The sequence below is a fragment of the Actinophytocola algeriensis genome, from assembly GCF_014203735.1.
GTDB classification, from domain to species: domain Bacteria; phylum Actinomycetota; class Actinomycetes; order Mycobacteriales; family Pseudonocardiaceae; genus Actinophytocola; species Actinophytocola algeriensis.
The window spans coordinates 1,306,184-1,326,241 of the sequence record NZ_JACHJQ010000001.1; the positions used below are offsets into that span (position 1 = coordinate 1,306,184).

Here is a 20,058-nt window from a genome sequence, read left to right on the forward strand (position 1 = left end):
CAGCGTAATCGTCTGGCACCCGCCGCTATGGCTGACTCACTCGATCGGGCGAGAGCGAGCGGGCGACGATGCTGCCCGCGAGACAACCGAGCGGCACACCGGCGATGTCGAGGGGCACGACGCCCGCGACGACCACCCCGTACCAGCCGAAATAGAGCCCGACGGTCACCGTCAGGCCCACCGCCACCAGGCTCACGACGACCAGGAGGCCCACGGCGATGTTGCCGCGGAACAGCTTGCTTCCCAGCCACCACCCGACGCCCGCGGCGACGAAGCCGGGAATGAACGCACCCTCGTAGAGGTCACCCGGAGTAGGGGCCGCGACGAGCGTGACCTCCAGACCGGCGAACGTCAGACCCCACAGCACGACGGGCAACAGCGTCACGCCGGTCAGCACGGCCCACGGCACCACGTTCCCGCGTGGCCGCGCGATGAGCAGCACGAACCACGTGCACCAGACCGCGAAGGCGAACCCGCTGAGCAGCCACGCGACACGGGCGGCGCCGGCGATGAACCGGCTGCTCTGCGCGACGACCGTGGCGTGGTCGGGGAGCGGTGACGGGTCGAGGTCCTGGTGGAACACCAGCCACGACATCACCCAGCCGACGAACACGGTCACCGCCGACACGAGGACCGCGTCGAAGACCCTGGTCAGCGGCCGCCGCGGCGCCGGCGGCCCGACGGGCGGTGGACCGTCCCCCGGCTCGGCGGGTGCCGGCCGCCAGCCGGTCCCGGTGATCAGGTCGACGATCCGGTCGCTCTCCTCGACCGCCAGCTCGCGGACCGCCGCGGGCCACGGCCGCCCCGACGGCGGGAGCGGGCCGATGGCCTCGCGCAACGAGGCAGGGGACGGCTCACCCGCCGCGCACGCCGACACGACGTCGGTGAGGTCCGCGCCGCCTGCCGCCACGACGAGGTCGCCGAGCGTGCGGAAGTCGTCGGCCGAGGTGTGGTTGCCCGCCGCGCGTGCGATCCCGGAGTCGACGAGCAGCGGGCCGATGTCGGTGAGCAGCACGGTGTCCGGTGTGAGGTTGCCGTGGACGAGACCCCGGTCGTGCAGTTCCTCGAGCGCCGTCACCAGCCCGTCGGCGAGCCGGAGCAGCGACGCCGTGGGCAGCGGCCCGGTCCGTGTGATCGCGGTACGCAGGCTGACGCGGGGGATGAAGCCGGTGGCGACCCACGGCGGCGACGCGTCGGCGTCCCCGTCGACGACGTGGACGGTGTGGACACCGGGTGCCGCGTTCTGGATGTCGGCGCGCAGCCGGGCGCGGAACTGGGCGTCCACCAGGCCGTCGTCGACGAGCGTGAGCGCGGCGAGCCGACCGTCGATGGCGGTGCCCAGTATGACCCGGCCGGTGTCGTCGGTACGCAGCTCCACGAGCAGCCGGTACGGCCCGACCTCGTGCGCGTCGGATTCCCCCAGTGCGCGCACCGCTACGCCGGGTTGCTGGAGAGGACCGCCGACGCGTCGATCAGCCAGGCGCCGTTCTGGTTGACGAGCGTGTAGCGGTGGCGCTCACGCTTACGGCTGCCGTTGGTGAAGTTGTAGAGGACCGTGACCTCGACGGTCGTGGGCCCGGTGACGGCGATCTCCGACGCGCTCACGGCGCTGATGCTGCCCCACCAGCGTTCGTAGCTCGATCGTCCGGTCTTGTTCTGGTACCTCGCGCTGAGCCGGTTCCACCCGTCGTCGCGGCTGCCGGGCATCATCGCGTAGTAGGAGGAGATCGCGGCGCCGGGGTCCGCGGGCGGCTGCGGCGCCGTGGTCGTCGTCGTGGTGGTGGTCGTGGTGGTGGTCGTCGTCGTCGGCGGCGCGGTCGTCTCGTCCTCGCTGTCGGAGGTCGGCGGCTCGGTGGTGGGCTCGGGCTTCGACGAGGTGGTCTCCGCGGCCGGGGCCGCGTTGTCCGGGGAGTCGCCGCGGTTGACGAGGGTGGTCACCAGAGCGGCCGCCACCGCCACGACGACGAGGACGGCCGCGAAGAGGACGGCGCGGCCGCGTCTGTTCCCGCGTTCGGGCGGCGCGGCGGCAGGCAGGGGCCCGGCGGGGGGTGCCTGGAACGCGGCGTTCGGCACGGCATTGGGCGGTGCGGCATCGTGCGGTGCGACGTTGTGCGGTGCGGCGGTGTGCGGTGCGGCCGTGTTGTTCGCGACGGTGTCGTTCGCGGCGGTGTTGTCCGCGGACGGCGCGGGAACCGGGGCGGGCGCGACGATGGTGGGTGCCATCTCGTAGGTGAGCCCGGCCAGCGCGTCGCGTGCCTGCACCATGGTCGGCCGCTGCTCGGGGTCGGGGTTGAGCAGCCACAACAGCAGGTCGGACAGCGGCCCGGCCTTCGTCGGCGGCGTGATCACACCGGACGCGATCCGGTACAGCTGCGCCATCGGGTTGCTGTCTTTCCCGGACGGCGGCACCCCCTCGACGGCGGTGTAGAGCGTGGCGCCGAGCGAGTACACGTCGGACGCGTACGTGGCGGGGTTCCCCTTCGCCACCTCAGGCGCGAGATACGCGGGCGTACCGGCGAACGTGCTGGTCAACGTGCCCGCGATGTCCTCGGTGACCCGGGCGATCCCGAAGTCGGTGATCTTGACGGTGCCGTCCTCGCCCACCAGGACGTTTCCGGGCTTGACGTCCCGGTGCACCACCCCGGACTCGTGTGCGGCGGCCAGCCCGTCGGCGGCCTCGGCACCGATCCGCGCCACCTCGTCGGGCGCGAGCGTGCCGAGCCCGGCCAAGCTCGTGGACGGCAGGTACTCCATGATCAGGTACGGCTGCCCGCCGTCCTGCACCACGTCGAACACGGTGATCAGCTGCGGATGCTGCAACCGCGCCGCGATCCGCCCCTCCCGCATGGTGCGGCGGATCATCTCCTCGCCCTGGGAGGACGTCAGCTCGGCAGGCACCATCACCTGCTTGACCGCGACCTTGCGGTGCAGCCGTTCGTCATAGGCCTGCCAGACGACCCCCATGCCGCCACTGCCGAGCCGTTCGGCCAGCCGATACCGGCCCGCGATGATCTGCTCGTTCATTGCTCCCCGTCTCGCCCCATACCCCCTATGGATAGCACGAGGCCACAGGGCAGTTGCCGACTACATGCGCGGGGCGGGCACGTCAGGGAACGCCTCTGCCGCGCTCAATCCGAGCGCGTCGAGCAACCCGGCACAGTCGTCAGCGTCTCGAGCCACTGACGCGACCGTGATCACGGCACGCCTGCGCTGGTCCGCGGACAAGTCGACAGCGGTGAGCTGGTAATCGATGACGTCCTTCGTAGGCATGCCCGATCTGTACCCGCCCACGCCCCGCGCCAAACCGTGCCACAGACCCCCGCGCCGCGGTGCGCCGGGTGCACGTGACGTTCCCCGCATCCGCGAACGAGGTGCGTTCGGCCGCGCCGGTCCGGCACCGGTCACATATCGGGTCTGTCCCTTGAGTCTGGATCGTTTCGTGGGTGGCTGACGGTCGTCACAGGCGATACGTGTGGGCCACCGCTGTCACGTCACCGTCCTCCCTGGTGCTTGCCGTTGTCGTGTCGGGGCGTGGGGCCGTGTCGGGGAGTGCCGGGATCCCCGGCGTTTCGTCCATCGCTGTCAGTCGGGTGCTGGTGGTTGTGATGGTGATCGTGGCTCCTTCCGGCGGGAGGTCGCGGAAGCGGAGTTCTGAGGGCCACGTGTTCTCCCGTGTGCCCGTGACCGCTGTCCTCACCCGGGTGCCGTCTGCCAGCCGGACGCTTGCCTCGGTCATCGGGGCGTTCAGCCGCAACGTGATCGACCGGGCGTCGCGCCGCGAGCGGACGTGGAACGTGACCTCGTCGTCCTCCTTGACCACGTCGGTGATCTCCGGACCTTCCGCGTCGATCGCCGGGGCAGGTCCGGTCCACAGCGGCCCTCGTTGGTAGCCCTCCGGCAAGGCGTCCGTGTTCCTGCTGGTGACGTAGTTCGCCGTCCAGTCGCTCGGGCTCGGTTCTCCGCTGACCCAGGTGGCCTTCCCGATGTCGGCGTTCAGCACGTACGCCAGGTGCGTCGGTGCCGGGTGCGTCGCGTCCGGGGTGTCGACCGCCAGGCCTGCCGCCACCAGCACGGCGCTCGCCACCAGCGCCGTGGCCGGGACCGCCGACGTGGTGCGGCGGCGCGTCCCGAGCTCCGGCAGCAACAGCTCCACGGCCGGGAGCAGCAGCAGACCGAACAGCACGGTGAACACCGCGCCCACACCGGCAAGCGACAGCCCCACGGCGCCGAACACCTCGTAGGCGAAGTACGGCAGCAGCCCGCTTCCCACCACCAGACCGACGGCCAGCGCGACCACGGACCACAGTGGATGCCGCACCAGCAGCGCGACTCCCGCCCCCAGCGCCGCCAGCAGTGCCGGTGCCGTGAACAGGAACGACGCGCCCGGTGCGTACGCGGCACACACCACGCCGAGCAGCGCGTGCCACGTCATGCCGCCGATCGCCAGCGCGACCGGGCCTGACCGCCCACGCAGCAGCAGGTACCACGCCAGCAGCGCCGCCACCGCCGCCAGCATCACCGCCACGTTGAACAGCGTCGGACGGTGCAGCAGCCCACCCGCCGCGTCGTAGGACGGCCGCACCCACGTCAGCACCGTCCACGCCAGTTGCCCGAGCCCGAACGCGACAGCAAGGGGCACCACCGCCGACCCCGCGGCCAGCGCGACCCTGCCGACGCTCGTCAGCCCACGACGGACCGCGAGCCACGTCAGCAGGGCCACGAGTAACAGCGCCACCACCGCCAGCGGCCACACCAACCCGTTGGGGTAGCTCACCTTCAGGCCCAGCACGTCGAAGTAGGTGTTGTCGTGGTCCGTCGTCAGCGTGCGCAGGTCGGCGCCACCCAGGGTCCTGGTCAGCGCCAGCATGTTCTCGCCGTGGTGTTGCAGGCTGCCCCGGTCGAGGTTGGCGATCGAGTCGCCCGCCGTGTGGTAGCGGGCCGCGCCCTCGATGAAGGCGAAGTTCAGGCCGCTGAACCCGGCGTCCGCGAACACCGTGAAGTCGGTGTTGTTCGGCAGCACCCGGTACACCTCGACCATCGACGAGTCCCCACGCGGGTTCGGCACCGTGTCGTTGAACAGGTCCACGAGCCGCGCGTTGTCCCGCGACGTCTCGAACATCAGCGACGGGCCGCTGACGCCGCGTGCCTCGAAGTTCAGCACCACGCCGCCCCGGCTCCCCAGCGGGTGCTCCCGCACGAAGGCCTCGGCACCGAGCAGACCGTTCTCCTCGCCGTCGGTGATCAGCAGCACGACGTCGTTGCGCAACCGGGCGTCGCCCAGCGCCCGCACCGTTTCGAGCATGGCGGCCACCGCCGCGCCGTCGTCGGCCGCGCCGGGACCCATCGCCGCCGAGTCGTGGTGCGCCGCCAGCACCACCGTGCCCGACGGGTCGGTGCCCGGCAGCCTCGCGATGACGTTGTCGACCCGCCCGAACGTGGCCAGCCCGTCGGCGGGGTGGACACCGACCGCGTGCTGCACCTGCACCGACAGGCCCGCCGCACGTAACTCGTCCGCCAGGTAGCGCTCGGTGCGTGCGTTCGCGGAGCTGCCCAGCGGTCGTGGCTCACGCGCGAACTGCTCCAGGTGCCGCATCGCCCGCTCGGCACTGAACGCCGCCGACGGCGCCGATGCCGGTTCCGGTGACACGCCGCGTTGGAGCAGCGCGGTGCCGGTGATCACTCCTGCCACCACCAGGAGGACCACCAACCCCGCCACGGTGCGGCGGGGTGTGTCGAGGAGATTGGTGTTCACGGAGGCGACAGTATGCGGCGGCGAAGGGGAGCGTAATGATGTTGACCGCAAGGATTTGCTGAGGTTGTCCGCAGTACGGGGACTGGGGATGTCCCGCCGCGCCTCAGGGAGGTCAGCCGAGCTCGGGTGCGGTCCCGGTGGACACCGCGCGTAGCCGAGCGAGCAGGATGCCGCGGGCTCGCTCGTACACCGAGGCATCGTCGTGCAGCAGCGCGTCCTCGCCCGCGGCGCGGGAGACGGCGTCCAGTTCGAAGGCCAGGTCGCCCGCGGTGACCTGGGCGGAGATCTTCCCGAGCCGGATCGCGTCGGCGATGGTGGTCTCGTAGAGGTTCCGCCAGTCGCGCCGTGCCGCGGCGACGGCGTCACGTACCCGGCCGGGCCGCGCGTCGAACTCCGCGGTGGCGGAGATGAAGAAGCAACCACCAGCGAAGACCGGCTTTGCGACGTAGTCCAGCCACTCGTCGCACAGCGCCCACACGCGGCGGATGCCGGCCGGTGCCTTCCTCGCGGGCTTCACCACCTCGCTGACGAACACCGCATGCCCGACCTGTTCGGAACCGCGTTGCTCGGCTGTGGTCTTGGCGGTCTGGCGCTCGGCATCACGCAGGGCCCGTCCTGGCACTGGAGCTCCCCGCAGACGATCGGCGCACTCGGCGGTGGGGTGGCGGCCCTGTCATTCGCCCTGTTCCGATCCACTCGCCATCCGGTGCCCGCGGTGGAGATCTCCCTGTGGCGCAACCGCACCTTCGCCGTGGCCAACGTCGTTTCCGCGCTGTATGGCGCCGCCCCGTCTCGTCAGCTGACCCGCAAGCCCGACGCCATCTCCTTCGTCGAGGCCGCGGCACTGCCTCTCTCCGGCCGGCGCGAACACCGAACTCACGTTCGGCAGAGGCCCGTGGGGCGACTACCAGGACTCGATAGACAGACGAGAGCTGTCACCCCGGCTCGTCGCGGCACTTCGACGGCCTGCCGTACTGGAAGTTCGAATGGACCCTTGGGAACTGTTAGGTTTCCTCAATGAACGAGGGTCTTGTACCAAGCCTGGTGAAGTTCATGCGTTCACTCGCTGTACTCGGACTTCCTGCCGAGAGCCAGGTTCAGTGGCTCAATTCACTTGGGCTCCCTGGCAACGCGTACGAGGCCGACGAACTGGCTCACGAGTTCGGCGACGGAGTGCTGTTGGTGCGGCAGCTCGTGGACCACGGATGGATATCGGAAATCGCAGCCGACAAGATCCAGGAATTGGATGATTTCCTGGGAGAAATGAGCGGTCCCGAACACGCCGAGATCTGGAAGGTATCCGCGCTCGGACAAGCCAGCGAGTGGGCCAAGGTGCGAGATATGGCTGTGAATATCCTGTTGCTGCTGTGACCTGGTCCGCGCCCGTCGGATCGCAGACGGTCTGCGGCCGAAGAGGCTGGCCGCAGTGGGGTTGGTGGACATTCGTGGTCGGCGGCTCAGCTCTCGGCAGGGACCAGTCGAAGCGAGACCGAGCCGGGGCGGGAACCTGCTCGTGGACTGAAGCTGCCATCGGACGTTCTGCTCGGGCGGCCGGCCCTACGATGCGGGCACGGCCATCTTCGGAGGGAACCATGGGCTATCAGGAACGACGGGTCGAACTGATCGCCAAACGAGCTGCACCACACCTGGAGGCCGGCGAGCAGATCCAGACGGGTTTCGTCGCGCAGAGCGGTTCCGGGATCTTCAACGTGCGGGTGTGGACGTTTGTGGTCACCGACCGCGCAATCCTGGTCGTGGGCCGCGGCGGCGCGCAGCGCTACCGCCGCGGCTTCCTCTTCGGCGAACCGACCGGGATGTACCACACGATCGAGCTGGACCGCACGTACAAAGTGCACCGGCAGTACTACGCGGAGATCACCGCCGCCGATGAAGCACTGCGTGACATGCTGGCCCGCGGAAACCCGCCGGAGAGCGAGCAGCGCTGAACCCGGCTCGCTCGATCGCGTCACCGTAGCGCGAGGAACCAGTTGCCCTCGTACTCGCGATCGACGGTCTCCTGTGACTGGACGACGGTTCGCAGGCCGGTGAGTTCCGCAGTGGGAGAAGCTGCAGAGCTGTCTGTTCGACGTCTTCGTGCGGCATTCCATATCTCTCGACCGGGGACGGTTGGCACACGAGTTCCCGCTGGCCCCCTACGACATCGACCTCGACGACTACGCGGCGAAGAGCTGGCTCTCGTTCTCCCGGGGATCTGGTGCCGACCTGGCGCTGGTGCGGCTCGTCACCCATGACAGTCCCTTCGACACCGTCGAAGGTGTGGAGGTCGATCCGGCGACTTTTGCGCGTGGTCAACGGTTCGAGGTTCCTCTTGGTGACACGACCTTCGCCTACGTCAGGCGAACCCCGGGCGAAACTGTCCGCGTCGATCGAATCGCCGCGGTGGAATGAGTCGACCTGTCAGCGTGCGCAGGGCGGGGCTGGCCTTACTCTCCTGGTGGGACAAGGAGAAATGGGATTCAGGTGACACCAACGGACGACGCGATCGGCTCGCACTACTCGAACATCGGTCGCCCATGGATGGACGGCGCGACCGCGAGTCACCTTCTGGTGTCTCTGCCCTACGTCCGGCCGAGGCCCCCCGGGGGCGAACTCCAGGACGGCCCGGACCAGCTGGTCACCAAGCGCGGCGACAGCGTGTCGTTACCGGTGATCACCGCCAGGGTCGCTGTCCGGTGATCCGTTGCTGGTTCCGCGGTCCATCGCAGCGTCTACGACGAGGTCATCCGGCGCCCACCCAGTGGAAATGAGAAACTGTGCCAGACGCGGACGCCTCCGTCCCGTACGATCCCGGGGCATGTCGGAGACGCTCAACTGGACCTCGTACGTGGACACGGATTCATCGGCCGAGCACAACCGGTTGATCCTGCTGCAGCACGTTTTCGACGGCGACAGCGAGGAACTGCTCGACCGGGTGGGCATCCAGCCAGGCTGGGCGTGCCTCGAGGTCGGTGCCGGTGCGGGGTCGGTCGCGCGAATCCTCGCCGACCGGGCCGGCGCGGCCAACGTCGTCGCGACCGACATGAGCACCGCGCTCCTCGCTCCACTCGCCGAGAGCGGTGTGCGGGTGATTCGCCACGACGTGACCACTGACGATGCGCCGGGCGAGTTCGACCTGATCCACACCCGGTTCGTACTGGAGCACGTGACACGGCGGGACCTGGCGCTGCTCCGGATGGTGTCCTGGCTCAAGCCGGGCGGCGTCCTCGTGGTCGAATCCGCCACGCCGTTGCCGGAGTCGTCCAGCGATCCGGCTGTCGGCCGGGCGCTCGCAGCGATGGCCGGACATCTGAGTCGATCGGTCGGCACCGACCCCACCTGGGCACGCACTCTTCCGCTACCGCTGGAAGCGGCCGGTCTCGTCGACTGCACCGCCGAAGGCCACGTCATCCCGGCGCGCGGCGGCTCAGCGTTCGCGCGTTGGATGATCGAGACGCACCGGCTGGTCGAACACGACGCGGTAGCGAGTGGCGCGGTCACCGCCGCGGAACTCGCGAACGCGTATGCCGCCTATGCCGATCCGGCTTTCGTCGACTACACCTGGCTGACCGTCCGAGCCATCGGCTATCGCGCACCGCGCTGACCTGAGAAGCACAGTCGCATCGAGATGGATGCGCGCTCCGCGTCTCCAGGCGGCCGCGGCCGATCCTCAGGTCTGACAGTCACGGTCTGCAGGATGGGGCACGGATTACGGTGACTGGTTGACCGGCGGTAGCTTGATCGGGTGAACTTGTGCCTCACTCCACGCCAGCAAGAACTCGTCGACATCGCCGGGAAGCTCGCGGATACCTTCGCTGAGCGCGCGCCCGAGCACGACCGGGACAACACGTTCCCGGTGGAGAACTATGACGATCTGCGGGCCGCCGGTTTCCTGCGGCTCACCGTTCCCACCGAGTTGGGCGGGCAGGGTGCCTCGCTGGAGGAGCTGGTGCCGGTCCTCGAGCGCCTGGCCATGGGCGACGGGTCGACCGCGCTTGCCGTCGCGATGCACATCTCGCCGATCGGTCAGTGGGCCAGCGTGTGGCGGCGTACGAAGAACCCGCGGTTGGCTGAGCTGCTTCGCGAGGCAGCCGAGGACAGGCTGATCTGGGCCTCGATCACCAGCGAACCTGGTATGCGCAACGACATGACTGACGCGCGGACCGCGGCGGTCAAGGTCGACGGCGGCTTCCTGCTCACCGGCCGCAAGGCCTACGCGACCAACTCCGCGGTGGCTACGCACTGCTCGACCACTGCTCGGTGGGAGGACGCGCCGGGCGGGCCGCGGCTGGTGCTGTGCCGGGTGGCGCTGGACGGGCCGGGTGTCACCATCCACAAGACCTGGGACACCATGGGGATGCGGGGCACCCAGTCCAACGACGTCGCCTACGACGACGTGTTCGTGGCCGACGAGGATGTCGTGCACTCGCTGCCGGTCGGGCACCTCGACGCGCGGGTGCTGGAAACCGTGTGGTCGTGGGCGATGGGGGCCTTCGCCGCCGTGTACACCGGGATCGCAGCAGGGGCGCTCGACTGGGCCGTCACCCAGCTCGCGAGGCGTGGCAAGGGCAACGACCCGCTGGTGCAGGACACCATCGGCGAGTGCCAGATCCTCGTGGAGTCCTGCCGGGCGCTCACCTACCGGCACGCCCAGGAGGTCACCTCGCGTCGCCTGTTCGAGGTGGGCGTGCAGGAGGGCATCGCCCGCTGTGCGCTGGTGAAGTACGTGGCCAGCAACAACGCCACCCTGGTGCTGCGGCGCCTGGTCGACGTGCTCGGCGGCGCGAGCTTCTCCCGCAAGCTGCCGTACGAACGCATGTGGCGTGACGCCCAGGCGGGCACGTTCATGCCGATGGGCAACCAGGCCGCCCGCAAGATCATCGGTGCCAGTGCGCTGGGTGTCGCGATCGCCCCGGTCATCGACTTCGACGAGACGGGGCCCGACTCGAGGGCGAAGCAGTGACAAAGGCAGTGACAAAGGCAGTGACAAAGGCAGTGACAGAAACAGTGACGACGGTCCGGGATGCGACGAGGGACGTGCTCCGCTCGCTCGGTCTGACCACGATCTTCGGCAACCCGGGCACCACCGAGATCGGGTTCCTGCGCGGTTTTCCCAACGACTTCCGTTACGTGCTGGGGTTGCAGGAGTCGGTCGTGGTGGCCATGGCCGACGGGTACGCGCACGCGTCGGGCCGGGCGGTGCTGGTCAACCTGCACTCGGCGGGCGGCGTCGGGCACGGGCTGGGACACCTGTTCACCGCCTACCGCAACAACACCCCGATGATCGTGCTGGCCGGACAGCAGGTCCGTTCCCTGATGCCCAGCGAGCCGTTCCTCGGTGCGCTGGACGCCACCACGTTCCCTCGCCCGTACGTGAAATGGGCGGTCGAACCCGCGCGCCCGCAGGACGTGCCGGGCGCGATCGCCCAGGCGCACCGGGTCGCCACCCAGCCGCCGTACGGGCCGGTGTTCGTGTCGGTCCCGGTCGACGACTGGGACATCGCATGCGATCCGCAGCCCGAGCGCCCGCCGGTGCCCGGTTTCGGGCCGGACCCGGACGCGATCGCCGGTCTGGTCGCCGCGTTGAACGCCGCGGAGCGCCCGGCGCTGGTGGTGGGGCCAGGAGTGGACGCGGAGGGCGCGATCCAGGACGCGGTGGCGTTCGCGGAGCGGGTCAGGGCCACCGTGTGGACCAGCCCGATGGCCTGGCGCAGCTGCTTCCCGGAGGATCACCCGCAGTTTGCCGGGTTCCTGCCGCCCGAGGAACGGGGCACCACAGAAGCGTTGCAGGGACACGACGTGGTGGTCGTGCTCGGCGCGCCCGCGTTCCTGTACCACGTCTACCGGGGCGCCAGCGATCTCGCGCTGCCGCCGCTGTACCTGGTCAGCGACGACGAGCAGGTGCTGGCCAGGGCCCGGGTCGGCGTGGGGATCCGTTCCGGTGTGAGGGCGGCGATCCGTGCGGTCACCGGAGGACTGGCCGAGCCGATCCGCCCGGTGCCCGCGGGCCGCACCCGCAGGCCGCGACCACCGGAGACCACACCGATCACCGCGGAGTGGGTGTTCGCGAACCTCGCCGACGAACTCGACGAGAACGTGCTGCTGGTCGAGGAGATCCCGAGCCACCTGCTGGTCCGGCGGGAGTACCTGCCGGTGCGGGCGTCCCGCACCGGCCTCCTGAGCACCGGCGGCGGCGCGCTGGGCTACGGGCTACCCGCGGCGGTCGGCGCCGCGATCGGCGCGCCGGACCGGAAAGTGGTGGCGGTGCTGGGCGACGGGTCGAGCATGTACTCGATCCAGGGTCTGTGGACCGCCGCGCGTGAGCACCTGCCGGTGACCTTCGTGGTCATCGACAACGCCAAGTACGCGGCGGTCGAGATCCTCTCCGGCCCGGAGAGCGACAAGCTGCCCGGTGTGGAACTCGGCGGCATCGACTTCGTCGCGCTCGCCGAGGGCATGGGCTGCCACACCCACCAGGTCACCCACCCACACGAACTGAAGCCCGCGCTGACCCAGGCTCTGGCCGACGACCGACCCACCCTGGTCCACGTCCGGGTGGACCCCACACCGACGGTGCTCTACTGACCGGAGCGCGTCGACTGCTGCTCCTTCTCGGCGCGCTCGGCCGCCAGGAACTTCTCGGCGGCCGAGGAGGGCTCCGGTTCACCGACTGCCGGTGCCCGGTCGTGCAGCAGGCGTGCGATCTCGGTGCGCAGCTTGACGAACTCGGGCGAGCTGCGGGTGGTGATCTGGTCGCGTTGCGCGGGCAGGTCGACTGGGAGGTCGGCGACGATCGAGGCCGGTGACTTCGACAGCACCAGCACCCGGTCGCCCAGGTACACGCTCTCGTCGATGTCATGTGTGACAAGGAGAACCGTGCTGCCGTGTTCGCGGCGCACGCGTAGCAGCAGGTCCTCGAGGTCGGCCCGGGTCTGTGCGTCCACGGAGGCGAACGGTTCGTCCATCAGCAACAGCGCCGGCTGGCAGGCCAGTGCGCGGGCGATCGAGACCCGCTGCTGCATGCCGCCGGAGAGCTGCCACGGGTACTTGCTCGCCGACGCCTCCAGGCCCACCCAGCTCAGCGCCTCCTGTGCCCGGCGCCGCCGCTCGGTGCGACCGCGCACGCGGGTTCGCAGCGCGAACTCCACGTTGCCGCGCACGGAAAGCCACGGGAACAACGAGCGGCTGTAGTCCTGGAACACCACCGCGAGATCGTCCGGCACGCCGCGCACCACGTCACCGTGCAGGCTGATCTCGCCCTCGGTCGGCCTGATCAGCCCGGCGATGCAGCGCAGCAGGGTGGACTTGCCGCACCCGGACGGGCCGACAATGCACGCCAGCTCGTCCTGGTGGACGGTGAAGGTCAGGTCCTCCACGGCCACGTGCGCTCCGGGGCCGGTGCCGTAGCGGTGCGCCAGCTCGCGCACCTCCAGCATGGTCGGCATAGTTCTCATCCTCCGGCTTTGGCTGTCCGCCTGGCGTTCGCCACGGCTGAGCGGGTCGGCTGCCAGCGCAGGGCCCGGCGCTCGACGGCGAGCATGGCGAGGTTCAGGACGTAGCCGATGATGCCCAAAAGCATGATCCACGCCCACATGGTCAGGAAGTCGAACTGGCTCTGCGCTTCGACGAGGTTGGCCCCGATGCCCACGGTGTCGCCGACCATCTCGGACACCACCATGAGGATCACCGCGATCGCCAGGCTGAGCCGCAGGCCGGCGAAGATCTTCGGCAGCGCCGCGGGCATCACCACCATCGCGACCCACTGGACGCGAGAGGCGCGGAACGCCCGTGCCGTGTCGGTCTTCACCGTGTCCACCGAGCGTACGCCGTCGACGGTGTTCATCAGGATGGGCCAGATGCATCCGAACACGATCAGCGCGATCTTCATGTCATCGTTGAGGCCGATGAGCACGATGAACACCGGCAGCAGCGCGGGGGAGGGCAGCGACCGGAAGAACGCGAACAGTGGTCCGACGTACTGCATGCCGGTGCGTGAACGGCCCAGCGCGGTGCCGAGCACCACGCCCATGGCCGCGGCCAGTGCCCAGCCGCCGACCACCCGCGCGAGGCTGGGGAGGATGTCGTCGGTGACCGCGGCGGTCAGGCCGAATCCGCCGTCCTCGGTGACGAACCACAGGTTCCAGGCGTGGTGCGCGATCTGCCACGGGGTGGGGAAGTAGACGTTCTGCGCGGAAGCCGTGAGCAGTTGCCAGACCACCACGGCGACCGCGAACACGATCCAGCGCTGGGCGAGACCCATCACCCGGCTCATGACTCCCCCTCGCAGGCTCCGGAGAGCCGCTCGCGGTCGGCCTGTGCCCGATGGTTCGCTCCGCAAGCTCCGCTCACGTCAGCGCCTCCACGCGGGTGGTGTCGCTCCAGTGGAACAGGCGCCTGCCGGTCCGCTCGAGGCCCTCGTTGACCAGGTACCCGATGATGCCGATGACGATGGTGCCCGCCAGTACCTCGTCCATGCCGTTGACGGTGGTGTAGACGTCGATGATGAAGGCGCCGACGCCGATCTCACTGCCGGCCAGGTACTCGGTGGACACCGTGACGATCAGCGCGATTGCCGCCGAGAGCCGGATTCCGGTGAACGCGAACGGCGCCACGTGCGGCAGCGCGACCGTGGCCAGCACCCGTGTCCGCCGGTGGCCCAACGACCGTGCGGTGTCCAGCAGGAGCGGGTCGATGTCGTCGAGCGCGTAGATGATGTTGAACAGGATCGGCCAGACCGCGGCGAGCACCGCCAGCGTGATCTTCGCTTCCGGTCCGGAGCCGATGGTGATGATGATCAGCGGGATCAGGGCCACCGGCGGGATCGGCCGGATGAACTCGATCAGTGCCCTGGTGGATGAGCGCAGCCAGGGCAGACTGCCCAGCAGTAGCCCCGCGGGCACGGCGATGGCGATGGCGATCAGGAGAGCGATGAGCCATGCGAGCACCGTCGCGATCACGTCGCGGAGGAAGGAAGCCTGGCCGAGCAGTTCCACCAGCCGCACCGACACCTCGCTCGGTGGCGGCAGGGAGGTCCTGGTGACCATGCCGGACTGGCTGACTCCCTCCCACAGCAGGAGGAAGCCGGCCAGCCCGATCAGATTTCGGATGACGGGTCGCAACGCTTCGGTCAGACGCTCAGGTCAGCGGTGCGGTCGGGACGATCATCTTCGACACGTCGAGTTCCTCGGTGATGACGGCGAAGTCCTTCATCAGGTCCGGCACCCGCTGGATTCGCGTGGCGTCCAGCTTCGACTGGAACGTCAGCAGGGTGGCGACCTTCGCGATGTTCTCGTCGACGCCGGAGAACTTGACCAGCAGCGGCTCGACCAGCGTCCGGTCGGAGAGCGCCAGGTCGGTGCCCTTCTGCATCGCGCGCTGGAACGCGGCGATCGTGTTCGGGTTCTTCTTCACGAAGTCGCCGGTCGAACCCCAGCCCGCGACCGGCATGTCGGCGGTCGGGCCGGTGGCGGTGTCGAAGATGGGCAGGGCGCCCGCCACGGTCTGCGTCTGGCTGAGGAACGGCTCTGTCACGAAAGCGGCGTCCACGTTGCCTGCCTTGAGCGCGTCCGCGGTCGCCGGGAACGGCGTCTTGACCCACTGGATGCTCTTGTAGTCCACGCCCTTCGTCTTCAGCGTGGACATGGTGAGCAGGTCGGAGATGGTGCCGGTGGCGGTGACCGCGACCCGCTTGCCCGCCATGTCCTGGACGGTCTTGACCGACGAGTTCGGCAGTGCGACGACCATGCAGCTGTTCGGGCCTGCCGACGCCGCGTCGGCGACGATCTTGACGCCGCCCTTGGCCTGACCCGCCTTCCTGCTCTCGGCGAGGAAGAAGGGGGTGTAGCTCGAGTACGAGATGTCGGCCTCGCCCGAGATGAGCTTGTTGACCGACTCACCGCCGGAGGGCGCGTCGACGAACTTGACTTCCAGACCCTCGTCCTCGAAGAAGCCCTCCTGCATCGCCAGGTGGAACGGCGCGAGGTCGGTGGTCTTCATGATCGAGATGTTGAGGGTGGTCGTCTCCAGCTTGCCGTTGCCGCCGGACTGCGGTTCGGACTCCTCGTCAGAACCACCGAGCAGACTGCACCCGGACAGCGCCGTGACCAGCGTCAATGCTGTAGCGACCAAGGGAAGACGAGAGCGGAGACCGCTCCCGGTACGGCCTGTGGGCATGTGGAGCCTCTCCTCATGGGTGAGGTGGTGAAAGGTGATGTCGGTGGTGCCCCCGTACACCAGGCGGCCACTCTAGAGACCTCCGTTCCCGAGTGACAATCTGTGTTCGCTCTCGGCTGTTCGGGTGATGACGCTTCCGGAACGGGTGGCAGCATGCACGCGTTCGTCTGCGCACCGTGGTCGCCTGATTGCGCGCGGACGCCGTCTACCTGCGCACTCTCGTCACGACCAGCGATCCGGCGACTACATATGGGGGGAGTCTGCCCCCCATTCGTGACCCCTCCAGATCTGTACCGATCGCGAAAGATCGTTGTCTGGGTGTGACCTTTCCAACTCTGATGTTCGACGCATTCCTCCGAAGGACTTACGCGCGGCGATGCAGTCCGCTACTGTCTGTGCCCACACTGAGGTCATGATCGTCGAAGCAGTCAATGAGGCGCACGTCAGCAGGCACTTTTCCGGTGGTGGGAGTCGGAGGGTGGCTGCGCACGGCCGCGCCGCGGCATTGGGCGCGGGACCGATGGAGACCTCACTGGGGAACACGCCCGTTCCAGCGGGCGGACCATCGGCTTGACAATCAGGGAGAGTGCTGGTAGTGCCCGAGCCGACTGCTGACGTCCCACGCCGCCGCGGCGGCAACGTCGGCGACAACTCTGTCCGGCGTGCCGCGTCCGCTGGCCCTCCTCCTCCGCCGTCCGCGCACAAGGGCGGGTCGGTCCTTCGCATGCGGAACTGGCGGCTGCGCACGAAGGTCATCGCCGTCATCGTGGTCCCGACCCTGACCGCGCTCGCGCTCGGCGGACTGCGCGCGGCGGGCGACCTGGACCGTGCCGCGGAGTTCCGGCAGACGGTCAGCCAGGTCGACCTGGCCAGGAACGTGACCCTCGTGGTGCACGAGATGCAGAAGGAGCGCGACCTCGCGGTGGCGTGGGCCGCGAACCGCGACAACGCGCGCACGCCGCTCGACGCCCAGATCGGCATCGTCGACCGGGCGGTCACCTCGGCTCAGGAGGTGGCGAGCGCGCTGGACACGGATGACGAGTCAGCCAAGGAGCGGTACAACATCGGCCTGCAGCGCCTCTCCGCGCTGGGGGCGATCCGGGAGACCACCCAGAACACCGCCTACCCCGACGCCTCGGTCTTCAACGCGTACTCGCGCGTGCTGGTCGACGTCGTGCGCCTGGGTCGCGAGATCAACACCGCGGTCACCGACCGGGACCTGCTGCGTGAGGGCACCGTCATCCAGTCGCTGTCCGAAGCCAAGGAGAGCGTCTCCCAGGAGAACGCGATCCTGCAGATCGCGGCGGTGCACGACAGCTACCCCGCCGACCTCCTCTCCCGTATCCGGGACACGCAGGCCGCCGCGGCAGGCGCGCTGGAGGACTACCGCGCCAACGCTTCGCTCGACCAGCTCCAGCTGTTCAACGACACGGTCTCCGGCAGTGAGGTGGACGATCGGCAGCGGATCAAGGCGCAGGCCATCTCTGCCGCCGAGCGCTCCACGGCCGACGTGCCGCTGCCCTTGCTGATCAATGCCGCGGACCTGAGCAACGCCGGTGCCGCCACGGTCGAGCGCATGCGCACGGTGGAGATCGCGTTGCTCGACCAGTTGCGCGGCGAGGCCGACGAGCTGGCCAACGCCGCCGTCACGTCCGCGTGGCGGGACGCGGCGCTCGTGGTGGTCGCACTCCTGCTTGCGTTCGGCCTCATGGTGATCGTCACCCGGTCGCTGCTGACCCCGTTGCGCGTGCTGCGCCGTGAGGCGCTAGAGGTCGCCAACCGGAAGCTGCCCGCCTCGGTACAGCGGATCCTCGCCGACCCGAACCCGGCCGAGGCCGCGAAGCACGCGGTCGAGCCGATGCCGGTGTTCACGAGGGAGGAGACCGGTCAGCTGGCCCGCTCGTTCGACGCGGTGCAGGAGCAGGCGGTCCTGATGGCGACCGAGCAGGCGCTCCTGCGCGAGAACATCAACTCGATCTTCGTCAACCTGTCCCGCCGGTCGCAGACCCTGCTCGAACGCCAGTTGTCGCTGATCGACCGCCTGGAGCAGGACGAGCAGGACCCCGACCAACTGGCCTCGCTGTTCGAGCTGGACCACCTCGCCACCCGTATGCGGCGGAACTCGGAAAGCCTCCTGGTGCTCTCCGGCACTGGCCTTTCGCGGCAGCTGTCGCGGCCGGTGCCCGCCTCCGACGTGGTCGGTGCCTCGGTGTCCGAGGTCGAGCACTACGTCCGCGTCGAGGTGGCTTCCGCACCGGAAGTCGCGGTCCAGGGTCGCGCGGTCTCCGACCTCGTGCACGTCGTCGCGGAGCTGCTGGACAACGCGACCTTCTTCTCGGAGCCGGAGAAGAAGGTGATCGTCCGGATGTCGATGACGCGCAAGCAGGAACTGGCCATCCAGATCACCGACAAAGGCGTCGGCATGTCGGAGCAGGAGATCGCGGCGGCCAACGCCCGGCTCGCCGACCCGCCGGACCTGGACGTCGCGGTGACCAGGCGAATGGGGCTGTACGTGGTCGCGCGCCTGGCCAAGCGGCACAACATCACCGTGCGGCTGCGTGACAACGAGGACATCGAGGGCGGTCTGGTCGCCCGAATCGTGGTCCCGGCCGATCTGATCCAGCCGCTGGGCGCGCCAGCGCGCTCGCTGTCGGCCACCGCGACGACGTCCTCGCTGCGGCCCACGGCCATGGAGTCGTCGCTGGGCACCGGCTCGAGCCTGCCGAGCCTGCCGAGCGCCCCGGTCCCGGCCCGCAGCAGCGGCATAGCCGGTGCGTTCGCCGGCGGCATACCGAGGAGACTGCGGCCGGACGGCAACTTCAGCAGGGACACGACACGTCGGGACCGCAGCCCCGAGCAGGCAACCGGCCAGTCGGCCAACGCCCTGACCCACGACCGGATCGACGTCGCCCCCGCGTCCAGCGGCGCCACGCCGGACCTCGACGGACGCCCCAGCGGTCCAGGCGATCCGGCCACCTCGGGCGAGTACGCGACGGGCCTGTTCGGCCCGCCGCTGCCCGAACCGAGCCCTGCCGTGGCCAACGACCGACCGCCGCTGGCCACCGGCCGCCCGACCATCGACCACCACGAGGACGCGCCGACCGAACGCCTGCCGATCTACGAGGCTGTGCTCTCGCAGTGGTTCGAGGCCGCGGACTCCGGCGTGCACCCGCTCCCGCCGGACCAACCGCCGACCGGGAGCACGACAGGGATGCAGGGTGCCGCCAACGGCTCGGCCTCTGCCCCAGAAGGGCGGCCAGAGCCGGTGTGGACCTCACCTGGTGACGAAGGCTGGCAGGCGGCCGAGGCACTGCTCAGCACCGGTGCGGAGAAGCGGACCACCAACGCGGGGCTGCCGAAGCGAAAGCCCAAGGAACACCTCATGCCGGGGTCGGCGGCGCCACGCAACCAAGAGCAGACCACGACCACCGGAGTGCCGGCAGCTCCGCCGGTGCCACCTCGCTCGCCGGACGCCATCCGCGGTCGCATGTCGAGCTTCCAGCAGGGTGTGCGGCGTGGTCGGCACACACTCATCGATGCCCACTCCGGCGACACGTCCGGTGCCGAGGTCAACCGCCCAGATGAGGAGCAGGAGTGACGACTCCATCCACAGATCAGCCCGGCAGCTTCGGTTGGCTCATCACGGATTTCGTGCGTCGAGTACCCGGCGTGGCGCACGCCGTTGCCGTGTCGGCGGACGGGCTGCTGCTCGCCGCCTCCCATGGCCTGCCGAGGGACCGCGCCGAGCAGCTCTCGGCGGTGTCCTCCGGCCTGGTCAGCCTCACGCACGGGGCGGCGAGGTGTTTCGAGGCCGGTAGCGTGAGCCAGACCGTGGTCGAGATGGACCGCGGGTACCTGTTCCTGATGTCCATTTCGGACGGCTCGTGCCTGTCGGTGCTGGCCGCGCCGAACTCCGACATCGGTCTCATCGTCTACGAGATGACCTTGCTGGTCGAACGGGTCGGCCAGCAGATGACTCCCGAGTTGCGTGCGCAGCTGCAAGGCGCACGCCGCGGATGACCGTGTTCACCGCGACGGCGCGCATGGTCGTCGGCGACCGGCCGTCGATCGAATTCATGGAAAGGGTGCTCAGTGGTCTCCGCAGGCTCTAGTCCCCTCGGCCCGCGCGGCGCGTC

Annotated in this window: 18 protein-coding genes and 1 pseudogene; 10 read left to right on the forward strand and 9 right to left on the reverse strand. The window is 69.4% G+C overall.

What is annotated here, in order from left to right; translation table 11 throughout:
- Positions 1-25 precede the first annotated feature (25 nt).
- From FHR82_RS06170 to FHR82_RS06190, 5 genes are all read right to left on the reverse strand, one after another.
- The gene (locus tag FHR82_RS06170; RefSeq protein ID WP_184809189.1) at positions 26-1,432 is read right to left on the reverse strand and encodes a protein kinase family protein; all 1,407 of its coding nucleotides are present in this window, start codon (positions 1,430-1,432) and stop codon (positions 26-28) included.
- Positions 1,433-1,434: 2 nt separating this feature from the next.
- Entirely contained in the window at positions 1,435-3,024 is a 1,590-nt protein-coding gene (locus FHR82_RS06175) for a serine/threonine-protein kinase (protein ID WP_184809190.1), read from the reverse strand.
- Positions 3,025-3,084: 60 nt separating this feature from the next.
- Positions 3,085-3,270: a hypothetical protein gene (locus FHR82_RS06180; protein WP_184809191.1), complete on the reverse strand. Its 186-nt coding sequence runs from the start codon at positions 3,268-3,270 to the stop codon at positions 3,085-3,087.
- A 187-nt stretch (positions 3,271-3,457) separates the two neighbouring features.
- Positions 3,458-5,752: a M20/M25/M40 family metallo-hydrolase gene (locus FHR82_RS06185; RefSeq protein ID WP_311770904.1), complete on the reverse strand. Its 2,295-nt coding sequence runs from the start codon at positions 5,750-5,752 to the stop codon at positions 3,458-3,460.
- 112 nt (positions 5,753-5,864) lie between these two features.
- Entirely contained in the window at positions 5,865-6,374 is a 510-nt protein-coding gene (locus FHR82_RS06190; RefSeq protein WP_184809193.1) for a TetR family transcriptional regulator C-terminal domain-containing protein, read from the reverse strand.
- Positions 6,375-6,769: 395 nt separating this feature from the next.
- Here FHR82_RS06190 and FHR82_RS06195 point away from each other — a divergent pair, with 395 nt between their 5' ends.
- From FHR82_RS06195 to mdlC, 7 genes are all read left to right on the forward strand, one after another.
- On the forward strand, positions 6,770-7,123 hold the full coding sequence (locus tag FHR82_RS06195; protein ID WP_184809194.1) for a hypothetical protein: 354 nt from the start codon (positions 6,770-6,772) through the stop codon (positions 7,121-7,123).
- A gap of 221 nt (positions 7,124-7,344) precedes the next feature.
- On the forward strand, positions 7,345-7,698 hold the full coding sequence (locus FHR82_RS06200; protein WP_184809195.1) for a hypothetical protein: 354 nt from the start codon (positions 7,345-7,347) through the stop codon (positions 7,696-7,698).
- Between the two features lie 181 nt (positions 7,699-7,879).
- On the forward strand, positions 7,880-8,161 hold the full coding sequence (locus tag FHR82_RS06205) for a hypothetical protein (RefSeq protein WP_184809196.1): 282 nt from the start codon (positions 7,880-7,882) through the stop codon (positions 8,159-8,161).
- A 72-nt stretch (positions 8,162-8,233) separates the two neighbouring features.
- Positions 8,234-8,449: a hypothetical protein gene (locus FHR82_RS06210; RefSeq protein WP_184809197.1), complete on the forward strand. Its 216-nt coding sequence runs from the start codon at positions 8,234-8,236 to the stop codon at positions 8,447-8,449.
- 181 nt (positions 8,450-8,630) lie between these two features.
- Entirely contained in the window at positions 8,631-9,353 is a 723-nt protein-coding gene (locus tag FHR82_RS06215; RefSeq protein ID WP_184809198.1) for a class I SAM-dependent methyltransferase, read from the forward strand.
- Between the two features lie 141 nt (positions 9,354-9,494).
- A complete protein-coding gene (locus tag FHR82_RS06220) occupies positions 9,495-10,712 on the forward strand; it encodes an acyl-CoA dehydrogenase family protein (protein WP_184809199.1) in 1,218 nt (405 codons plus the stop codon).
- Positions 10,713-10,744: 32 nt separating this feature from the next.
- Positions 10,745-12,334 carry a benzoylformate decarboxylase gene (mdlC, locus tag FHR82_RS06225; RefSeq protein ID WP_184809200.1) on the forward strand — a complete coding sequence of 530 codons (1,590 nt, stop codon included), beginning with the start codon at positions 10,745-10,747 and terminating at the stop codon, positions 12,332-12,334.
- Here mdlC and FHR82_RS06230 read toward each other — a convergent pair.
- The 4 genes from FHR82_RS06230 to FHR82_RS06245 all read right to left on the reverse strand — a co-directional run bounded on the left by FHR82_RS06230 (position 12,328) and on the right by FHR82_RS06245 (position 15,877).
- Positions 12,328-13,194 (reverse strand): ABC transporter ATP-binding protein, encoded by an 867-nt coding sequence (locus FHR82_RS06230; protein ID WP_184809201.1) that lies wholly within the window; start codon positions 13,192-13,194, stop codon positions 12,328-12,330. The genes mdlC and FHR82_RS06230 overlap by 7 nt on opposite strands.
- A 5-nt stretch (positions 13,195-13,199) precedes the next feature.
- Complete coding sequence (locus FHR82_RS06235; protein ID WP_184809202.1) at positions 13,200-14,021, reverse strand: ABC transporter permease; 822 nt, start codon at positions 14,019-14,021, stop codon at positions 13,200-13,202.
- A 73-nt stretch (positions 14,022-14,094) separates the two neighbouring features.
- Complete coding sequence (locus tag FHR82_RS06240) at positions 14,095-14,868, reverse strand: ABC transporter permease (RefSeq protein WP_184809203.1); 774 nt, start codon at positions 14,866-14,868, stop codon at positions 14,095-14,097.
- A 16-nt stretch (positions 14,869-14,884) separates the two neighbouring features.
- Positions 14,885-15,877: an ABC transporter substrate-binding protein gene (locus FHR82_RS06245; RefSeq protein ID WP_225943931.1), complete on the reverse strand. Its 993-nt coding sequence runs from the start codon at positions 15,875-15,877 to the stop codon at positions 14,885-14,887.
- Positions 15,878-16,646: 769 nt separating this feature from the next.
- Here FHR82_RS06245 and FHR82_RS06250 point away from each other — a divergent pair.
- From FHR82_RS06250 to FHR82_RS06260, 3 genes and pseudogenes are all read left to right on the forward strand, one after another.
- Complete coding sequence (locus FHR82_RS06250; RefSeq protein WP_184809205.1) at positions 16,647-19,520, forward strand: sensor histidine kinase; 2,874 nt, start codon at positions 16,647-16,649, stop codon at positions 19,518-19,520.
- Positions 19,517-19,942, forward strand: coding sequence for a roadblock/LC7 domain-containing protein (locus FHR82_RS06255; RefSeq protein ID WP_184809206.1), 426 nt, complete (start codon positions 19,517-19,519; stop codon positions 19,940-19,942). Before FHR82_RS06250 ends, FHR82_RS06255 begins: the two co-directional genes overlap by 4 nt.
- 23 nt (positions 19,943-19,965) lie before the next feature.
- Positions 19,966-20,034: pseudogene (locus tag FHR82_RS06260) on the forward strand (DUF742 domain-containing protein); the annotation flags it as partial.
- Positions 20,035-20,058: the final 24 nt, after the last annotated feature.